This window comes from Pseudomonas sp. EU05-FHT14B02 (genome assembly GCF_058791055.1).
In genome coordinates this window covers 66,849-85,106 of record NZ_JBYTDD010000012.1, presented here as the reverse complement: position 1 = coordinate 85,106, position 18,258 = coordinate 66,849, and the positions used below count along the sequence as shown (strand labels likewise).

The 18,258-nt window shown below is 57.0% G+C and carries 19 protein-coding genes, 3 tRNA genes and 1 pseudogene; 11 read left to right on the top strand and 12 right to left on the bottom strand.

Annotated features, from left to right (window positions below; genetic code table 11):
* Nucleotides 1-68: 68 nt before the first annotated feature.
* From AC3WTM_RS13400 to AC3WTM_RS13365, 8 genes are all read left to right on the top strand, one after another.
* Nucleotides 69-144 (top strand) — tRNA-Glu (locus tag AC3WTM_RS13400).
* Nucleotides 145-197: 53 nt separating this feature from the next.
* Nucleotides 198-273: transfer RNA gene (locus tag AC3WTM_RS13395), tRNA-Ala, on the top strand.
* 80 nt (nucleotides 274-353) lie between these two features.
* Nucleotides 354-429: transfer RNA gene (locus AC3WTM_RS13390), tRNA-Glu, on the top strand.
* Nucleotides 430-622: 193 nt separating this feature from the next.
* Nucleotides 623-1,162, top strand: coding sequence for a TetR/AcrR family transcriptional regulator (locus AC3WTM_RS13385; protein ID WP_008050839.1), 540 nt, complete (start codon nucleotides 623-625; stop codon nucleotides 1,160-1,162).
* 29 nt (nucleotides 1,163-1,191) lie between these two features.
* A complete protein-coding gene (locus AC3WTM_RS13380; protein WP_102668816.1) occupies nucleotides 1,192-2,025 on the top strand; it encodes an alpha/beta fold hydrolase in 834 nt (277 codons plus the stop codon).
* Nucleotides 2,026-2,074: 49 nt separating this feature from the next.
* Nucleotides 2,075-2,509: an acyl-CoA thioesterase gene (locus tag AC3WTM_RS13375; protein ID WP_102668815.1), complete on the top strand. Its 435-nt coding sequence runs from the start codon at nucleotides 2,075-2,077 to the stop codon at nucleotides 2,507-2,509.
* A 178-nt stretch (nucleotides 2,510-2,687) separates the two neighbouring features.
* The gene (locus AC3WTM_RS13370; RefSeq protein ID WP_008050845.1) at nucleotides 2,688-3,647 is read left to right on the top strand and encodes a tRNA dihydrouridine synthase; all 960 of its coding nucleotides are present in this window, start codon (nucleotides 2,688-2,690) and stop codon (nucleotides 3,645-3,647) included.
* A gap of 132 nt (nucleotides 3,648-3,779) precedes the next feature.
* On the top strand, nucleotides 3,780-4,226 hold the full coding sequence (locus AC3WTM_RS13365) for an Hsp20 family protein (RefSeq protein WP_056722160.1): 447 nt from the start codon (nucleotides 3,780-3,782) through the stop codon (nucleotides 4,224-4,226).
* Nucleotides 4,227-4,310: 84 nt separating this feature from the next.
* Here AC3WTM_RS13365 and AC3WTM_RS13360 read toward each other — a convergent pair.
* A pseudogene (locus AC3WTM_RS13360) lies at nucleotides 4,311-4,793 on the bottom strand (phosphatidate cytidylyltransferase); the annotation flags it as partial.
* 270 nt (nucleotides 4,794-5,063) lie between these two features.
* A complete protein-coding gene (locus AC3WTM_RS13355) occupies nucleotides 5,064-5,399 on the bottom strand; it encodes a hypothetical protein (protein WP_102668814.1) in 336 nt (111 codons plus the stop codon).
* Between the two features lie 259 nt (nucleotides 5,400-5,658).
* On the opposite strand from AC3WTM_RS13355, the gene AC3WTM_RS13350 reads away from it, so the two are divergent.
* On the top strand, nucleotides 5,659-6,735 hold the full coding sequence (locus AC3WTM_RS13350) for an ArsO family NAD(P)H-dependent flavin-containing monooxygenase (protein ID WP_102668813.1): 1,077 nt from the start codon (nucleotides 5,659-5,661) through the stop codon (nucleotides 6,733-6,735).
* Here AC3WTM_RS13350 and AC3WTM_RS13345 read toward each other — a convergent pair.
* From AC3WTM_RS13345 to AC3WTM_RS13305, 9 genes are all read right to left on the bottom strand, one after another.
* The gene (locus AC3WTM_RS13345) at nucleotides 6,723-7,181 is read right to left on the bottom strand and encodes a hypothetical protein (protein ID WP_102668812.1); all 459 of its coding nucleotides are present in this window, start codon (nucleotides 7,179-7,181) and stop codon (nucleotides 6,723-6,725) included. The genes AC3WTM_RS13350 and AC3WTM_RS13345 overlap by 13 nt on opposite strands.
* Nucleotides 7,182-7,253: 72 nt before the next feature.
* Nucleotides 7,254-8,489 (bottom strand): organoarsenical effux MFS transporter ArsJ, encoded by a 1,236-nt coding sequence (gene arsJ, locus AC3WTM_RS13340; RefSeq protein ID WP_102668811.1) that lies wholly within the window; start codon nucleotides 8,487-8,489, stop codon nucleotides 7,254-7,256.
* A gap of 12 nt (nucleotides 8,490-8,501) precedes the next feature.
* On the bottom strand, nucleotides 8,502-9,506 hold the full coding sequence (locus AC3WTM_RS13335; RefSeq protein ID WP_102668810.1) for an ArsJ-associated glyceraldehyde-3-phosphate dehydrogenase: 1,005 nt from the start codon (nucleotides 9,504-9,506) through the stop codon (nucleotides 8,502-8,504).
* Between the two features lie 23 nt (nucleotides 9,507-9,529).
* Nucleotides 9,530-10,042 (bottom strand): phosphatase domain-containing putative toxin, encoded by a 513-nt coding sequence (locus tag AC3WTM_RS13330; RefSeq protein ID WP_102668809.1) that lies wholly within the window; start codon nucleotides 10,040-10,042, stop codon nucleotides 9,530-9,532.
* Nucleotides 10,043-10,054: 12 nt separating this feature from the next.
* The gene (arsH, locus tag AC3WTM_RS13325) at nucleotides 10,055-10,771 is read right to left on the bottom strand and encodes an arsenical resistance protein ArsH (RefSeq protein ID WP_102668808.1); all 717 of its coding nucleotides are present in this window, start codon (nucleotides 10,769-10,771) and stop codon (nucleotides 10,055-10,057) included.
* 4 nt (nucleotides 10,772-10,775) lie between these two features.
* Nucleotides 10,776-11,837 carry an ACR3 family arsenite efflux transporter gene (gene arsB / locus AC3WTM_RS13320; RefSeq protein WP_102668807.1) on the bottom strand — a complete coding sequence of 354 codons (1,062 nt, stop codon included), beginning with the start codon at nucleotides 11,835-11,837 and terminating at the stop codon, nucleotides 10,776-10,778.
* Nucleotides 11,838-11,853: 16 nt separating this feature from the next.
* A complete protein-coding gene (locus AC3WTM_RS13315) occupies nucleotides 11,854-12,324 on the bottom strand; it encodes an arsenate reductase ArsC (RefSeq protein WP_102668806.1) in 471 nt (156 codons plus the stop codon).
* Between the two features lie 44 nt (nucleotides 12,325-12,368).
* Nucleotides 12,369-12,725 (bottom strand): metalloregulator ArsR/SmtB family transcription factor, encoded by a 357-nt coding sequence (locus AC3WTM_RS13310; RefSeq protein ID WP_102668805.1) that lies wholly within the window; start codon nucleotides 12,723-12,725, stop codon nucleotides 12,369-12,371.
* Between the two features lie 7 nt (nucleotides 12,726-12,732).
* On the bottom strand, nucleotides 12,733-13,146 hold the full coding sequence (locus tag AC3WTM_RS13305) for an arsenate reductase ArsC (RefSeq protein WP_102668992.1): 414 nt from the start codon (nucleotides 13,144-13,146) through the stop codon (nucleotides 12,733-12,735).
* Between the two features lie 573 nt (nucleotides 13,147-13,719).
* Here AC3WTM_RS13305 and AC3WTM_RS13300 point away from each other — a divergent pair.
* Both AC3WTM_RS13300 and AC3WTM_RS13295 read left to right on the top strand, forming a co-directional pair.
* Nucleotides 13,720-14,238 carry an arsenate reductase (azurin) small subunit gene (locus AC3WTM_RS13300; protein ID WP_102668804.1) on the top strand — a complete coding sequence of 173 codons (519 nt, stop codon included), beginning with the start codon at nucleotides 13,720-13,722 and terminating at the stop codon, nucleotides 14,236-14,238.
* A 13-nt stretch (nucleotides 14,239-14,251) separates the two neighbouring features.
* The gene (locus AC3WTM_RS13295) at nucleotides 14,252-16,735 is read left to right on the top strand and encodes an arsenate reductase (azurin) large subunit (protein WP_102668803.1); all 2,484 of its coding nucleotides are present in this window, start codon (nucleotides 14,252-14,254) and stop codon (nucleotides 16,733-16,735) included.
* 154 nt (nucleotides 16,736-16,889) lie between these two features.
* Here the strand turns inward: AC3WTM_RS13295 and AC3WTM_RS13290 are convergent, their stop codons facing one another.
* Entirely contained in the window at nucleotides 16,890-18,248 is a 1,359-nt protein-coding gene (locus AC3WTM_RS13290; RefSeq protein ID WP_102668802.1) for an NAD(P)-binding domain-containing protein, read from the bottom strand.
* Nucleotides 18,249-18,258: the final 10 nt, after the last annotated feature.

Below are 18,258 nucleotides of genomic sequence, written 5' to 3'. Positions count from 1 at the left end.
AAGGTCTGGCCACACCGGCCTTGAAGCGATCAGATCTCAGCACTGATCAGTTGTATAGAAGGGTTTGCGTCCCCTTCGTCTAGTGGCCTAGGACACCGCCCTTTCACGGCGGTAACAGGGGTTCGAGTCCCCTAGGGGACGCCAGTTTTACAGAAGCGATGTTGCAAGATGTCGCTCCGCCGCGAGGCGAAAAATCCGGGGCTATAGCTCAGCTGGGAGAGCGCCTGCATGGCATGCAGGAGGTCAGCGGTTCGATCCCGCTTAGCTCCACCAATTTTACAGTTCAAGGTCTGGCCACACCGGCCTTGAATCGATCAGCACTCAGCACTGATCAGTTGTATAGAAGGGTTTGTGTCCCCTTCGTCTAGTGGCCTAGGACACCGCCCTTTCACGGCGGTAACAGGGGTTCGAGTCCCCTAGGGGACGCCACGATTACCCGCTCTGCGGGATTTATAAGGGTCATTCAATTATTGAATGGCCCTTTTGTTTGTCTGGCGTTTGGCCAAATTCCTCCATTTCCAGAATTTCCAAAAAAACTGTTCTTCAGACCAGCGGTCACGGCCATGACTTGCTAAAATTTATTATGAGAATAATATTTCAATCGTAATATTCGGAGGCGACGATGAACGATAAAAAAGCCCAAACCCGCGAACGCATCCTCAAGGCTGCCAGTGCAGCGCTGATTCAGCGTGGCCCGGCCGAGCCAAGCGTGGGCGAAGTGATGGGCGCGGCGGGCCTGACGGTCGGCGGCTTCTACGCCCACTTCGAAAGCAAGGACGCGATGATGCTGGAGGCGTTCAGGCAATTGCTCGGTCACCGCCGTGACCTGATTGCCGACATGGATGCGCAGTTGACGGGCGAAGAGCGCCGCGCGCTGGTGGCGGCGTTCTATCTGTCGCGCAAGCACCGTGATTCCTCCGAATCGGCCTGTCCGATCCCGGCTTCGGTCGGCGAACTGGGGCGGCTGCCGGAAGCGTTTCGTGTCGCGCTCAATGAACATGTGGAATTGATGGTCGCGCAGTTGGCGGCCAGCCCTGAAGAAACCGAAAAAGCCCTGGCCGACATGGCCTTGATGGTGGGTGGGCTGGCTCTTGCGCGGGCGCTGGGGCCAGGAGAGTTGTCCGATCGATTACTGCGCGCCGCCAAATCGGCGGTGCGTTGACCTGAAGGCTGCGGCCTGAGGAGAATGCGATGAGCACGTTAAAGTGGGTTCGTGGCGTTAATGGCACCTTGGGCTGGTTTGCCCCGAAACTGGTCGCAAGCAAAATGCGACAGGCGTTCATGACGCCACGGGATCTGCCGCTGCGTGACTGGGAACTGCCACTGTTGGCCAAGTCCGAGCGGATCACCCTGCGTTTCGGTCTCTCGGCCTTGCGTTGGGGGCAGGGCCCGGCAGTATTGCTGATGCATGGCTGGGAAGGGCGGCCGACGCAGTTTGCCAGCCTCATCACCGCGCTGGTCGATGCCGGTTACTCGGTCGTGGCCCTGGATGGTCCGGCTCACGGTCGCTCGCCGGGCAGTGAGGCGAATGTGGTGCTGTTCGCCCGCGCCATGCTTGAAGCAGCCGCCGAGTTGCCACCCCTGCAAGCGGTCATCGGCCACTCCATGGGCGGCGCCAGTGCGATGCTCGCGGTCCAGTTGGGCCTGCGCACCGAAACCCTGGTCAGCATTGCGGCCCCGGCGCGGATTCTTGGTGTATTGCGAGGTTTTGCCCGCTATGTCGGGCTGCCACCGAAGGCCCGCTCGGCGTTCATTCGCCAGGTCGAGCAAGACGTCGGCATGCGAGCCGCGACGCTGGATGTCGCGCACTATCAACTCGACATGCCCGGCCTGATTGTCCACGCCGAAGACGACAACTTTGTCTCTGTGAAGGAATCCCAGCTGATCCATGAAGCCTGGTTCGACAGCCGGTTGTTGCGTTTGAAAGACGGTGGTCATCAGCGAGTGTTGGCCGACCCTCGGGTAATTGATGGCGTGTTATCACTGCTGGCTGGGCGCAGTTTGCAATCACGCCAATCCGCCTGAGCTTCCGTTACACTGCCTCGGTCGAAATTATCTGACCAGGGAGTCGGGCATGGGCTGGGATCGGGAAACGCCATTCATCATTGATCTGCAAGTGAGCGCCGAGGACATTGACGGGTTGGGGCACGCGAACAACGCCGTCTACGTGACCTGGCTCGAACGCTGTGCCTGGCGCCACTCCCAGCGTCTTGGCCTGGACCTGGTCGAGTATCGGCGGCTGGACCGGGCGATGGCGGTGGTGCGGCACGAGATCGATTACCTGGCGGCAGCCTATGAGAACGATGAGTTGCAATTGGCGACCTGGATCGTCGATTGGGATCAACGCCTTAAAATGACTCGGCACTTCCAGTTGATCCGCCCCAGTGACAACGCCACATTATTGCGCGCGCAGACCACGTTCGTCTGTATCGAGCTGTCCACAGGCAAGCCCAAGCGCATGCCGGCGGAGTTCATCGAGGGCTATGGCCCGGCGTTGCTATCGCTCTAACCAATGTAGGAGCGAGCTCGCTCGCGATGGTCGTCAACGATAACGCGACCAGCCTGGCTCCCCCGGTGGTCTCAGGCTTTTCGCGAGCAAGCTCGCTCCTACAGGGGATCTGCGATGTTCTGCAGAGTCCTGCTGAAACCAGTAAACTGCCGCACGTTTTTCCTCGAGTGTGTTTTTCATGCAAATTGCTTTGGCGCCCATGGAGGGGTTGGTCGACGACATCCTGCGCGATGTGCTGACCCGTGTGGGTGGTATTGACTGGTGCGTGACCGAGTTCATTCGGGTCAACGACCAATTACTCACGCCTGCCTATTTCCACAAGTTCGGCCCGGAGTTGCTCAACGGTGCCCGGACAGCCTCTGGCGTGCCGCTGCGTGTGCAACTGCTCGGTTCCGATCCAGTGTGCCTGGCGGAAAATGCCGCGCTGGCTTGTGAGTTGGGCTCCGAAGTGATCGACCTGAACTTCGGCTGTCCGGCCAAGACCGTCAACAAATCCCGTGGTGGCGCGGTATTACTCAAGGAACCCGAGCTGCTCAACCAGATCGTCGAACACGTCCGTCGTGCCGTCCCCGCGCACATTCCAGTCACCGCCAAGATGCGCCTGGGCTTCGACAGCCCGGACGGTTCGCTGGTGTGTGCCACGGCTCTGGCCGAAGGCGGCGCCGAACATATCGTGGTGCATGCGCGGACCAAGGTCGACGGCTACAAGCCGCCGGCACACTGGGAATGGATTCCGCGAGTGCAGGACGTGGTCAAGGTGCCAGTGTTCGCCAATGGCGACATCTGGAGCGTCGAAGACTGGCGTCGTTGCCGCGAGATCAGCGGTGTGGAAGACATCATGCTTGGTCGCGGCCTGGTTTCGCGCCCGGATCTCGCCCGGCAGATCGCCGCGGCGCGGGCCGGTGAAGAGGTGGTCGAGATGACCTGGGCCGAGTTGTTGCCGCTGATCCAGGACTTCTGGCTGCAAGCCAAGGCACAAATGACGCCACGCCAGTCGCCGGGCCGTCTGAAGCAATGGCTGGCGATGCTGACCCGCAATTATCCCGAGGCAGTAGAGCTCTTTACCGTGCTGCGTCGTGAGACCGAGCTGGATAACGTCTCGCGTTTGCTGGGGCTGCCGGTGGCGGAAGCGGCCTGAAATTTTTTGTAAAAAATGCAGAAAATAATCTCTTGAAAAGCAATCAGCGGTCCCTATTTAAGGATTACGCGATGCCGAATTCGGGTCGCGGAGACAAAAAACCTTGCTGATTGTTTTCAGGAGATTTGCATCATGGCTACTACATTATCCTTGGCCCCACTGTTCCGTTCCTCGGTAGGTTTCGACCGTTTCAACGACCTGTTCGAGACCGCCCTGCGCAACGAGCCAGGCAGCAGCTATCCACCCTATAACGTGGAGAAACACGGCGACGATCAATACCGCATCGTGATTGCCGCGGCCGGTTTCCAGGAAGAAGATCTGGAGCTCGAAGTCGAGAAAGGTGTGCTGACCATCAGTGGCGGTAAACGCGACGCGAACGAAGACGTCACTTATCTGTATCAGGGCATTGCCCAGCGTGCGTTCAAGCTGTCCTTCCGTCTGGCGGACCACATCGAGATCAAGGCTGCCGGCCTGAGCAACGGTCTGTTGAGCATCGACCTGCTGCGGGTGATCCCGGAAGAGGCGAAAGCCAAGCGCATCCCGATCAACGGGACGCAAAAAAAAGCTCTGCAACACTGAGTCAGAGCCAGAGGTCGGGCTGGGTGAGCGTCACCCAACCGACTGACACCAAAAGACCCCGACTTGTCGGGGTCTTTTTTTGACTCAAGTCCAGCCGTAGCGCACCAGATGAAAGAAGATCGGCGCCGCAAAACACACCGAGTCCAGCCGGTCGAGCATGCCGCCATGGCCTTCGATCATGTGGCCCCAGTCCTTTACGCCACGGTCGCGCTTGATCGCTGACATCACGATGCCACCGGCGAACCCCAGCAAGTTGATCAGCATGGCGATGAACAGTGACTGCCAGGCAGTGAACGGCGTGATCCACCACAAGGCGCAGCCGATCAGTGAGGCCAGCAAAACGCCGCCGACAAAACCTTCCGCGGTTTTGGAGGGCGACAGTTTCGGCGCGATCTTGCGTTTGCCGAACAGCTTGCCGCAAACGTATTGCAGCACATCCGACATCTGCACCACGATCACCAGATAGGCAATCAGCAGCAGATTTCGACCTTCATAGCCGGCAATGTCCAGGGTCAGCAGCGCGGGCACGTGGGACACGCAGAACACAGCGATCATCAGGCCCCACTGATTCCGGAGCCTCTCTAACAGTTAGTAGTTAATTATCTTCCATAAATCAATCGCTTACCTGATCTAACGGTTTTGTCTGACCTTCTGGCCAATACGCATTCCTGGTACCGGTGCTCAATTGAATGAGTAGGAGATATTGATCGGACGCTTCCCTAATTCATCCCGCTGGCGTCTTTGGCCCATCGTGGGCGGGCGCGCTCCGCTTGCGCTCGATGTACATGTCACAAACGTGTGGCTCAGTTAGCCGCCTAGCCAGGTCATCTGGGTCGCCTACATCGATTTAACCGATACGACTTCCACATACTTGTACTTCTTCCTAGCAGCCTTCACAGCCTCCTGTTCAGCAAGTAACGAGCTCAACGTGTCGACCTCATGAGTCAAGTCGTGCATCTTCCCCTCAAATTCGTTCCCAACCTGGAGCGTGACCCTAAGCCTGGGCGTGAACGCTTTCGCCACTTTTTTCTTGGCTACGGGCGCTTCTGCCGCCTTCGTGAGAACAGTCTCTGGCACGGGCTCCTGTACTAAAGGAGCAGACACCTGCTCTTCGGGCTGAGCCGTACCGAACAGGGCACGACGCATTTCTTCTTCAGTTAACTCAGAGTTCATAGAACATCTCAAAGGGGCGGCACTTAGCTCGACAAATTCTACTAGGATTGTCGCTGACAGGTGTCCTTGGGGAACCTGTATGTACGTCAAATCCCCAGCTCGATTTCAATACGGGAGCCTCGCAAGGCTCGCGAAAGCTGTTCCTTCGGCAGTCGTGTAATGAGCCCATCAGCATCCTCAACATATGAGCTAGATCAGCTGGATTCAAACTTGGGTAGCTATACTGGCTACCGCCCAGCATCGACCTAAGGCTTCCCCCATGACTCATTCGCTCAGTGGCCAGCTAGATGTAGTCATTATCGGTGGTGGTCAGTCAGCCTTGGCGGTAGCGTATTTCCTGCGCCGAACTCGACTTTCGTTCGTTATCCTCGATGCGGAGGAAGAACCCGGTGGTGCCTGGCGGCATGGCTGGAATTCGTTACATCTATTCTCACCTGCCACTTGGAGTTCGATACCGGGCTGGATGATGCCGCCCGTGCAAGACGGCTATCCCACAAAAAATCATGTGATTGACTACCTCAATCAATATGAGCAGCGCTACCAATTTCCGGTTGAGCGCCCAGTTCGGGTCGCTTCTGTGGAACGTACAGAGTCTGGCTTACGAGTACGTTCTGACGACAACTATTGGGATGCCAAGGTTGTGGTCAGCGCTACAGGCACCTGGAGCAATCCATACATCCCTCACTACCCCAATGCCGAGTTATTCGACGGTCAGCAGTTGCACTCTGCTCACTATGTCGACGCCCAAACGTTCGCGGACAAGAAGGTGTTGGTGGTGGGTGGCGGGAATTCAGGGGCGCAAATTTTGGCCGAAGTTTCTAAGGTCGCTGAGACTACCTGGGTCACCCCCGTTGAACCTTTGTTCTTACCGGACGAAGTGGACGGACGGGTACTGTTCGAGCGCGCAACTGAGCGCTGGAAAGCCCAACAGGAGGGGCGCGTCATTGAGCAACCCGTTGGGGGGCTGGGTGACATCGTGATGGTGCCGCCAGTTGTCGAAGCCCGTGAGCGCGACGTTCTCAAGTCTGTACGCCCTTTCGAAAGTTTCACTCGCAATGGGGTTATTTGGGTCGATGGATCCGAATCTGCGGTGGACGCGGTGATTTGGTGTACCGGATTCAGACCAGCCCTACAACATCTGGATACGCTGGGGGTGATCAACGCCGAGGGTCGCGTTGAGGTCGAAGGCACCCACTCGACCGAAGAGCCAAGGCTGTGGCTGGTCGGTTATGGCGAGTGGACAGGTTCGGCTTCCGCCACGCTGATCGGTGTAATACGAACTGCACGGAGCACAGTCAGTGAGATCGTGGCCTTTCTTGCCAATCAGTCCATCTGAGGCGGAATGCAGTTGGCCTTGGTATATACCGCTGACTGTTGAGGGGGGCCTTGCTTGATATCTTCCGCTGAAGCGTATAGCTGGATACTGACCATGCAGTCGTCTACTCGCTGAAGGAGGATGTCCTTCAGCAGTCCTTGGCTGTTGGCTGGACAGGTGCTCCCCTCTTTAACCACTAGGGATGCTCGCTTCTCGTCGCGGCTGATCAGGCTGCCAATCTCCGCCGTGCAATCGCCCCATTGCAGCTTGTCGGAGGAAAGCCGAAATGCCGGTAGCGCCAAAGCATCCCTATTATTGCGCCACTCACCTATAAACCATGTCCCTTCAATCGTCTTATCCATACCGGACGGACGCTTGGCTTGTGTCTCGCCTTGATCACAGGCGGCCAATACAACAGCGGTAAGCACCACAAAAGACAGTGCAGGTATGCCGATAAACTTGTTCATGACGTGCCTCCGACATGGGTAGTTCAGGCTCTGCCTCCCCCCACGGCGCGCAGCACGAAGAGGGTCACTTCGTTATGTCTGACGGTTTAAAATCGCCTCGGAATGCCTGGGTAAGGCTATGGAAATTAGCGCGGCCAGCAGAACAAAGACCGAGGAAACCCACAAGCAGGCCTCCAATCCGTAACTCTGATAAATCCAGCCGGACAGCACGGTGCCGAGCAGTCGACCCAAGGCGTTGGACATGTAGTAGAAACCCACATCCAGCGACACCCCATCTTCTTTGGCATACGAGACGATGAGATAGCTGTGCAGCGAGGAATTCACCGCGAACAGCACGCCGAACGCCATTAACCCACCCAGCAACACAACGTGAGGCGACCAACCCACCGAGAGACCGATGGCGATTGCAGCAGGCAGACCTGCCAGCAATGCCGCCCAAACGAAGGCAGCCCGCCCATCAGGGACGTGGCCGTGCTTCTTTCCGGTGATGTTCGGGGCCAACGACTGGACGATGCCGTAGCCGATGACCCAGGCTGCCAAGAAGCCGCCAACCATCCAGAAGTCCCAACCAAACACCGCGCTCAGGTAAACAGGCAACGCCACCACGAACCACACATCGCGGGCACCAAAGAGGAACATTCGCGCCGCCGAGAGGATATTGATCGCCCGGCTCTTGGAGAGAATGTCGCGAAACTTTGGTTTGGCCTTGGCTTTACCCAGATCCTTCTTCAGCAGGAACAGGCTGGCTATCCATATCAGCGCCAGAGTCGCGGCCATTGCCAGCACGGCAACCGTAAAGCCCAGTAATGCCAGCAGCGCACCGCCCAGGAAGAAACCCACGCCTTTGAGCGCGTTTTTCGAGCCAGTGAGAATTGCCACCCACTGGTAAAGGGTGCCTTGCTGGTTGTCGGGCACCAGCAACTTAATTGAGCTTTTCGCGCTCATTTTGTTGAGGTCTTTGGCAATTCCCGACAGTGCCTGGGCTCCCATCACCCAAGGGATGGTCAGCCAGGCGGCGGGCACAGTCAGCATCAACAAGGCTGCCACCTGCAAGCCCAAACCAATGTTCATGGTGCGATTCAGGCCTAGACGGGCACCCAGGTAACCGCCCACTAGATTGGTAATGACACCGAAGATTTCGTAGAACAGAAACAGGAACGCAATCTGCAACGGGCTGTAGCCCAACGCATGAAAGTGCAACACCACCAACATGCGTAGCGCACCGTCGGTGAGGGTAAAAGCCCAGTAATTGCCGGTCACTAACAGGTACTGGCGCACTTGCGGTGAAAGGGCTGACAACGCGTTCATGATCTCTCCCTGTTAATCGGCCAAACCGACCAGTTTGGCCAACTCAACAGCGCGGTTGGCGTAACCCCATTCGTTGTCGTACCAGGCATAGATCTTTACTTGAGTGCCATTGATCACCATTGTCGACAGCGCATCGATGATCGATGAGCGCGGATCGCTGCGGTAGTCGATGGACACCAGTGGGCGTACTTCATAGCCGAGGATATTTTTCAGTGGGCCTTCTGCCGCCGCCTTGAGCAACGCATTAACCTCGTCCACAGAGGTGGCGCGCTCCACTTCGAACACACAATCGGTGAGCGAGGCGTTGGCTAGCGGTACGCGCACCGCGTGACCATTCAGGCGGCCACGCAGTTCGGGGAAGATTTCCGCAATGGCGGTGGCCGAGCCGGTGCTGGTCGGGATGAGGCTCATGCCTGAAGCGCGAGCGCGGCGAAGATCCTTGTGCGGCTGATCGAGGATGCTCTGGGTGTTGGTCAGGTCGTGAATGGTGGTAATCGAGCCGTGGCGAATGCCCAGATTCTCGTGGATCACTTTGACCACCGGGGCCAGGCAATTGGTGGTGCAGGAGGCAGCGGTCACGATACGGTGCTGCGCCGGGTCGAACAGGTGCTGGTTAACGCCCATCACCACGTTCAAGGCACCTTGCTCCTTGACCGGCGCACAGACCACCACACGCTTAACGCCCTGATCCAGGTAGGCCTGCAACACCGCCACAGTCTTCATCTTGCCGCTGGCCTCGATCACCATATCGCAACCCGACCAGTCGGTGTCGGCAATCGCTTTGTTCGCGGTGACCTTGATGCGGTTACCGCCAATCACTACATGATCGCCTTCGGCGCTGGCTTCGCTGTGCCAACGGCCATGCACAGAGTCGAAGTTGATCAGGTGCGCATGGGTTACTGCATCGCCTGCCGGATCGTTGATTTGCACAAACTCGAACTCTGGCCAGCCCCAGGCTGCACGCAGGGCGAGACGACCGATGCGACCGAAACCGTTAATACCAACTTTGATAGTCATGTTGTTTTGCTCTGTATCTGTAGTCAGTGGGAGTTCGACTCAGTGTCAAACTGGCCGATGTATTCAATATGGGCAGGATGCTGGATAGCGCGTGGACGCAACGACTGAACGTCACGGATGGCATCGTTGAATGGCACACCGCTCTCGATTAACAGCTGCGCCGCAATCAAGCCGGTACGGCCCGAGCCACCCTTGCAATGGATGGCAATGGTTTTCCCTTCGTTCAGCAGCTGCTTAAGTCGTGAATGGTGCTGTTCCCATGCGGTTTTGAATGCTTCGCCAGGAGCTTGATCATCGTCCACCGGCAGGTGAAACCACTCGATGCCGAGCATTTGGCACTCTTCGGGCAGCAGGTCGATTTCGTTCTGAAGCAACTCCTCGGTCGGCATCAGCGTCAGCAACGCCGATGCACCTGCTGCCTTAAGGGTTTGCAGCGCCTCGAAAGGTAGGGTGCCCTTGGTGCCGGGGCACGGGGTGAAGATCAATTGGCCACTGAACTGTGTCAGGGGCAGTACGGAATATGGGTGTTGTTGCACGGCGAATTACCCTCAAATGGAGCGTTGATTAACGCGTTTGGAGAGTTCTTCCGCCGATTCCTTACGTTCGGAATAGCGGTCGACCAGATAGTCCTGCCGCTCACGCAGCAGCAAAGTGAATTTCACCAGCTCTTCCATCACGTCCACGACACGGTCGTAGAAGGCTGAGGGCTTCATCCGCCCGGCTTCATCGAACTCCAGGTAGGCCTTCGGCACCGAGGACTGGTTGGGAATTGTGAACATACGCATCCAACGACCCAGCACACGCAGCTGGTTGACCACGTTGAAGGATTGCGAGCCACCACAGACCTGCATTACCGCAAGCGTCTTACCCTGGGTTGGGCGCACCGCGCCCATGGTCAACGGAATCCAGTCAATCTGCGCCTTGAACACTGCGCTCATCGAACCGTGGCGCTCGGGGGAACACCAGACCTGACCTTCTGACCAAAGCACCAGTTCGCGTAGCTCTTGCACTTTGGGATGGCTGTCCGGCACGTCATCTGGCAGCGGCAGCTCAGATGGATTGAAGATGCGTGTTTCTGCGCCGAAGTGCTCCAACAAGCGCGCAGCTTCTTCGGTCAGTAGGCGGCTGAACGAACGCTCGCGAGTCGAGCCATAGAGCAGCAGGATGCGCGGCTTGTGCGTAGCCGACAACGTACTACCGAGCTTATCGAGGGTCGGCAGATCGACCAGTTCGGCATCGAGGTTGGGGATATTTTCTTCGGTCATAAATTTACTCCTGAGCGAGGGCGCCCTTCGGATGATCGAACCAGCGGCGCTTGAGCCAGAGGGCCACGCCAACTAGGGAGATCAGCACCGGCACTTCCACCAGCGGGCCAATCACCGTGGCAAAGGCCACCGGCGAGGCGAGGCCGAAAGTCGCGATGGCCACGGCTATGGCGAGTTCGAAGTTGTTGCTGGCAGCGGTAAAGGCCAGTGCGGTGGTACGTGGATAGTCCGCGTGGAGCAGCTTGCCCATCCAGAAACTGATGAAGAACATCACCACGAAGTAGATGGTCAGCGGAACGGCGATTCGAAACACATCCAATGGCAGTTGCAGCACCATGTCACCCTTGAGGCTGAACATCGCGACGATGGTCAGCAGCAGCGCGACCAGGGTCAGCGGGCTGATCTTCGGAATGAAGCGCTCGCTGTACCAGGTTTGGCCCTTGCGACTGATGAGGATCTTGCGCGTCAGGAAGCCAGCGAGGAATGGGATGCCCAGGTAGATCAGCACGGACTCGGCGATACTGACAAAGTTGGTGTCAATCACGCTGCCCTGGAGGCCGAACAATGGCGGCAGCAGACCAAGGAAGATCCATGCATACACACTGAAGAACAGGATCTGGAAGATGCTGTTGAAGGCCACCAGCCCGGCGACGTATTGGTTGTTGCCGCCAGCGATCTGGTTCCACACCAGCACCATGGCGATGCAGCGCGCCAGACCGATAAGGATCAGGCCGGTCATGTACTCCGGCTTGTCGGCGAGAAACACGATGGCCAATACGAACATCAACACGGGGCCAATCACCCAGTTCTGGATCAACGATAGCGCCAAGATGCGCTTGTCCTTGAACACCTCGTGGAGCTCTTCGTATTTCACCTTGGCCAGCGGCGGATACATCATCACGATCAGGCCGATGGCAATCGGGATATTGGTCGAACCCACCGATAGGCTGTTGAGCCAGGTCGGCAGTCCCTCGAACAGACCGCCCAAGCTGACACCAATCGCCATGGCGAGAAAGATCCAGACCGTCAGATAGCGATCCAAAAAAGAAAGACGGCTTTTACTCATCGTCATGTCTCCACGGTCAGAGGGTGCCAATCAGGGCCAGCTCAGTTTTGAGTTGTTCGGCACTTAACTGCTTGAGCGGTAAAGCCAAGAAGGCTTCGATACGAGTTCTGATCTGTTCCAGGGTGGCTTCGAAAGCCGCTTCGACCTCTTCTGGAGTCCCTGGGTATTCCGAAGGGTCAGCCAGCCCCCAGTGGGCCTTGGTAGCCGGCCCGAAAAATACCGGGCAAGCTTCACCGGCAGCCTTGTCGCACACCGTGATAACGAAATCCGGTGCCAGGTTCACATAGACGTCGCTGGATTTGCTGTAGAGCCCTGCGGGCAAGATTCCAGCTTTTTCTAGCGTCTTCAGGCTTAACGGATGCACTTCGCCCTTGGGTTGGGAACCGGCGCTGAAGGCCTGCATCCCAGTCGGAGCCAAGTGATTGAACATGGCTTCACAAAGAATGCTGCGGCAGCTGTTGGCGGTACAGAGAAACAGGATCTTCATCAGGCAATCTCGTAAAGGCCGAGCCCTATTAGGCTGGCGTTAATTCAGCAGCAAGCGGCCAAGCGCTGAGGGCGATCACCCATCACGTCGAGGCGTTTGGAGTCTGGACTGAGCCAATGCTGGTTGGCATCCAGCGTGGATTTCAGTACCGCGATCACCCAGTCCGGCAGACTGGGGTGCAGGCGGTAATACACCCATTGACCTTGCCGACGATCCTCCAGCAAACCGCAATTGCGCAGTTGCGCCAGGTGGCGGGAAATCTTCGGCTGGCTCTCATCGAGTGCGCAGGTCAGTTCGCAAACGCACAGCTCTTCCTCACGGGTAATGAGCAACATCAGGCGAACGCGGGTTTCGTCAGCCAAGCATTTGAATACGGTGGTCGGTGTCAGATGGTCAGCCATAGCGGTCTCAACGTTTGGTTTTCACCAACACGAACATCTTGATGCGTTCATGGATCTCGTGAAGGGTGTGACGGAATGCATCGTGCTTAGTGCTGGTCGCTGGATCTTCAAAGTTCCAGGCCAGCACCTCTCCAGCTCCTGGCAGGGCATGACACTCCAGAGACGACTTGTCGCACAGGGTTATGACGTAATCGAAACGCTCTCCGGCAAACTCATCGACAGACTTGCTGTACATCCCTTTGGTACTCACACCCAGGTGCTCAAGCGCCCCCAAGGTGCGGGGATCGATCTCGCCGGGGGCGGTTCCGGCACTGAAGGCCTCGAATTGTTCAGAATCAGTGTGCCGAAGCAGCGCCTCAGCCAGCTGTGAACGAGCAGCGTTAGCAACACAAACGAACAGCACGCGGGTCTTATCGGTCATCGCCAAGTCTCGAATTAGATATGGTTTTACGAATATACGTTTTTTCGTATGTTCAGTAAAGCAATAGACCCCATGCATGTGCGCTATGCCAGCATTCCATCCTAGGCGCTCATGATTCAAAGCCCTATTGCGGCACGCAAGCACGCCTCCTGTCGCACCACATATGAATATCCGAATATCCGTTTTTAGTAATTCATCTGTCATCAAGATGGCTTTAGCCTGCCCAGCACCTGAATCCCAAAGAGCAGCCTTGGGATGAGCAAGCCGACCCTGACTGTCCATTGCTGACTGAAGTCATCCACCCGCATTTACTACGCATCTGCGTTCCACAGGTACAGAACCGGTGACGGCAGTGCAGCGATGATCAGCTACAACAGTGAAGCCCCATGCGAATTGCACCTATCTTGACCGGAGCATTGCATCGCCATTGATCGGTCATATGAATTCACCCGGCATCTAAGTCGTTTTGGCCACAAAACAGGGCTTTCTGTCCTATGCTGAATAGGTTGAACGAATAGCTGCTTACGACACAGACAGGGCCGACTGCATCGCAAGCGTAATGCGGAGGCAGACATGACATCCATTTCCAGAAGAACCTTCTTGAAGGTGGGAGGCGGAGTTGCTGCGAGCGCGGCCTTCGGAGTGCCCAATTTAACTCAAGCCGCACCTTCAACGCCTGCGGTTGAGGGGCGAGTCAATCTCCCGTACCAGATGAAGGCGATCAGCAAAGCGCAGAAGTTGCAGGTCAATATGCCAGTGCTATTTGCCTACCCCGATGCTGCGTCACCTTGTGCATTGCTCAAGATGGGCGCTCCCGTTCCGGGCGGCGTCGGCCCGGATCGCGACATTGTTGCCTTCAGCACTCTGTGCACGCACATGGGCTGCCCGGTCGCCTATGACGCCGAACGGCGATTATTTAAATGCCCCTGCCATTTCAGCATCTTCGACCCCGAGCATGCCGGTCAAATGGTGTCTGGCCAAGCCACCGAGAGCCTGCCCAGCGTAGTGCTCGAATACAACCCCCAAGACGATTCGGTACGAGCAGTTGCCGTCGAAGGGTTGATCTACGGACGTCAGTCCAACCTCCTGTGACAAGGAGATTCAAATGGCAACCAACAAAGATCGTGTGGCGCTCCCGCCTCCAGGGGCCCAAAAGACTAACCTGACCTGCCACTTCTGCATCGTGGGATGTGGTTATCACGTATACAAATGGCCGGAGAGCCAAGAAGGCGGACGGGCTCCCGATGAAAATGCACTCGGGCTCGACTTCCGCAAACAATTGCCGCCCTTGGCCGTCATCATGACCCCGGCAATGCAAAACACGATCACCGACAAGGACGGCAAGCGCTACAACATCATGATCGTGCCGGACAAACAGTGCGAAGTTAATAAAGGCCTCTCGTCCACACGAGGCGGACAGTTGGCCAAGGTCATGTACAGCCCAGATGGCGTCGGTAAGGAGCGATTACGCAGTCCACGCGTTTATGTGGCTGACCAGTGGGTGGATACCAGCTGGGATGATGCGCTGGCGCTTTATGCGGGCGTGACCAAGAAGATTCTCGATAATGACGGGCCCGCCGCACTCGCCTTTGACTGCTTCGATCACGGAGGTGCCGGAGGCGGGTTTGAGAATACCTGGGGCACCGGCAAGTTGATGTTCACGGCGCTGAAAACACCGCTGGTACGTATCCACAACCGTCCCGCCTATAACTCCGAGTGCCACGCTACCCGCGAGATGGGCATTGGCGAACTCAACAACAGCTATGAAGACGCCGAGTTGGCCGACGTCATTATTGCCATCGGCTGCAACTCATACGAAACCCAAACCAACTACTTCCTGGCCCACTGGCTACCCAACTTGCAGGGGCAGACTGTCGAAAAACGTAAACAGCGTTTTCCTGGTGAGAGTGTCGTCCCTGCGAAAGTAATCTTTGTTGACCCGCGCAGGACGCCCACTATCGCGGTAGCCGAACAAGCGGCAGGTAAGGACAACGTGCTTCACCTCGATATCGAGCCGGGGTCAGATATCGCTCTGTTCAACGGCCTACTGACCTACGTGGTCGACCAAAAATGGCATGACCAGGAATTTATCGCGGCCCATACCAAGGGGTTCGATCAAGCACTTCAAGCAAACCGGCTGTCGCTTGAAGAAACCAGCCGTATCACCGGCGTGTCGGCAGATAAACTCAAGCTTGCAGCCGAATGGGCCTACAAACCCAAAGCGTCTGGTCACCGCCCCCACACCATGCATGCATACGAGAAAGGGATCATCTGGGGGAATGACAACTACCTCATCCAGTCCGCTTTGGTCGACCTAGTGCTGGCGACCCATAACGTCGGACGCCGAGGTACAGGTGTGGTGCGTATGGGTGGGCATCAGGAGGGGTACACACGTCCTCCCTATCCGGGCGACACCAAGATCTATGTGGATCAGGAGATCATCAATGGCAAGGGCATGATGTATACGGCATGGGGGGCCAACCCGTTCCAGACCACGCTCAATGCCGAGCAGCATCGCACGGTCATTCTGCGACGAGCCAATATTGTCAGAGAAGCCATGGCCAATGTCCGTGGCGGTTCAACCGCGCAGATGGTCGATGCGATTTACGATGCGGTGAAAACCAAAGGCGGGCTTTTCCTTGCCAATATCAACCTCTACCCCACCAAGCTGGCAGAAGCCGCACACGTAATGCTGCCGGCAGCCCATCCGGGTGAGATGAATCTCACCTCGATGAATGGCGAGCGCAGGATGCGGCTATCGGAACGATTCATGGATCCTCCTGGCTCAGCGAAAGCCGACTGCCTGATCGCGGCGGCTATCGCCAATACCCTTCAGCAGATGTATCTCGCAGAAGGAAAACAGGAAATGGCGGCGCGTTTTTCCGGGTTCGATTGGAAAACCGAGGAGGACGCCTTCAATGATGGCTTCCGTATGGTCGGCCAAGCCGGTGCCGGCCCTATCGATAGCCAGGGCGGCAGCACGGGCAATCTTGTCACCTACGAACGGTTGAGGGCCATGGGCAACAATGGAGTCCAGTTACCCGCCAAAGAATACCGAGATGGCAAACTGATCGGCACAGAGATGCTCTACACCGACTACAAGTTCGACACTCCGGACGGCAAGGCTGAGTTCAAGTCCGCGACGTGGCCAGGATTGCCGAAGCCAGTGGCAGAGCAGAAGGAAAAATACCAGTTCTGGGTCAACAACGGACGCATCAACGAAGTGTGGCAAACGCTCTACCACGATCAATACAACGACTTCGTACAACGGCGCGTGCCGATGGCCTATCTGGAAATCAACCCCGAAGATGCACAAGCCTTGGCTATTACATCGGGGGACGTGGTCGAGGTGTTTAATGACTACGGTTCATCCTACGCGCTGGCCTACCTGGAGCCGGATATCAAGCGTAACCAGACGTTTATGCAGTTCGGCCATTTCAACGGCGTGATGGGCGATCTGACCACGCCATGGACAGACCGAAACGTAATCCCATATTACAAAGGGACGTGGGCGAGCATTCGCCGCATCGGGAAAGTGGAGGAATTCAAAGAGAAGATCAGCTTCAAGTCGCGGAGGTTTAACGTGTAATCACGCTTGTTTTGCAGCTAGCGGGGCGGTTCTTGCCTAGGTCGTCCAGCTAGACACTCCGCCCCTCGTGCCTAGTTAATCTGCATGAGGGGCGCTAGGTATCCTTCTCAGTCAGGAAGAGGTCTGGGCAAACGCCTAGTTACTTCGCATAGGGCTACGAGCAGCAGGAGCGGGTCGATGTCGGCACACCTTCAGCAGCCTTATCCGCATCTGTGCAACAAGTTGGCTCGCAGCAGTCTGGGTTTGCCGCACGGTCGCAGCAGTCAGCATCATCGAATTGCGTACTGCACACGCCTGTCTCTGGCAAGACCAATTCAACTCGCTTGGCCGCATCCCAATCACCGGCCAGCGCCGCGACCACCGAACGCACCTGCTCATAACCTGTCAGGAGCAGGAAAGTCGGGGCACGGCCATAGCTCTTCATTCCTACGATGAAGACCCCTTCATCAGGGTGAGCCAACTCGACGGCACCATGCGGGCGAACCGTGCCGCAACTGTGCTCATTCGGATCAATCAGTGGGGCTAGATGGATAGGGCTCTGAGTCGCTGAATCCAGCGCCAGGCGCAGTTCTGCAAGTAGCCCCAATTCAGGTCGGAAGCCCGTTGCAACCACGACCTCATCCACCACGGGGAGAGCTTGAGCGCCCGCTTCAACAACGATGCCATCGTCAGTTGCAACAACCCTGTCGATGGCGATGTTGGTGAACAGCTCAATGGCCCCATCGTTCAACAGCTGGCGAATCCTCTGTCCCAGTTTTCCGCGCTCCTCCAGCTTGTCGTTTGCCCCTCCGCCCAATATGCGATCCAAAGAGGAGCCGCGAATCACCCAGAAAATCTTCGTGCCAAGCTCCTGGAGGGCAAGCCGGGCCAAGTCTTGCAAGACGTTGAACGCAGAGTGCCCACTGCCTACCACCATGACACGCCGATTTGCATAGCGTTGGCGTTGACTATGAAGCACTTCGGGAATGCCATAGGCGATACGTTCAGCCAAATCCTTCTCGCCCAACGCAGGAATACCATGTGCTCCCATCCAATTTGGCGAGCGGAAGGTGCCGGATGCATCTATGACGGCGCTGGCGAGCACATCCTTTTCGCCCTCTGGAGTCCTGACCCGAAGCAGAAATGATGCGGCTGCACGGTTCTTCGTCTTCATGACGTCCTGGCCGAACCGAGTAACTGCTAGGACTTCGGTGTTCAGGCATAAATGCCTATTCACGGATGGCAGTGCTGAAAGTTGATATACGTAGTCATCTAGCAGTTCACGCCCGGTGGGATAAACGCCCTCAGCGGGCGCCACCCATCCTTGGGCCGTGAGCAGAGTGGCGGCCTGCTTGTCGATGTTGAACCTCCATGGAGAGAACATCCGCACGTGTGCCCAGTTTTCGATACTTGCCCCGGCACTGGGCCCTGCCTCGAAGATCATGGGAGTCAGCCCTCTCGCGATGAGGTGGCAGGCAGCAGCCAACCCCACGGGGCCCGCGCCGATAATGGCGATAGGAAGTTTACTGTCCAAGACTGACTCC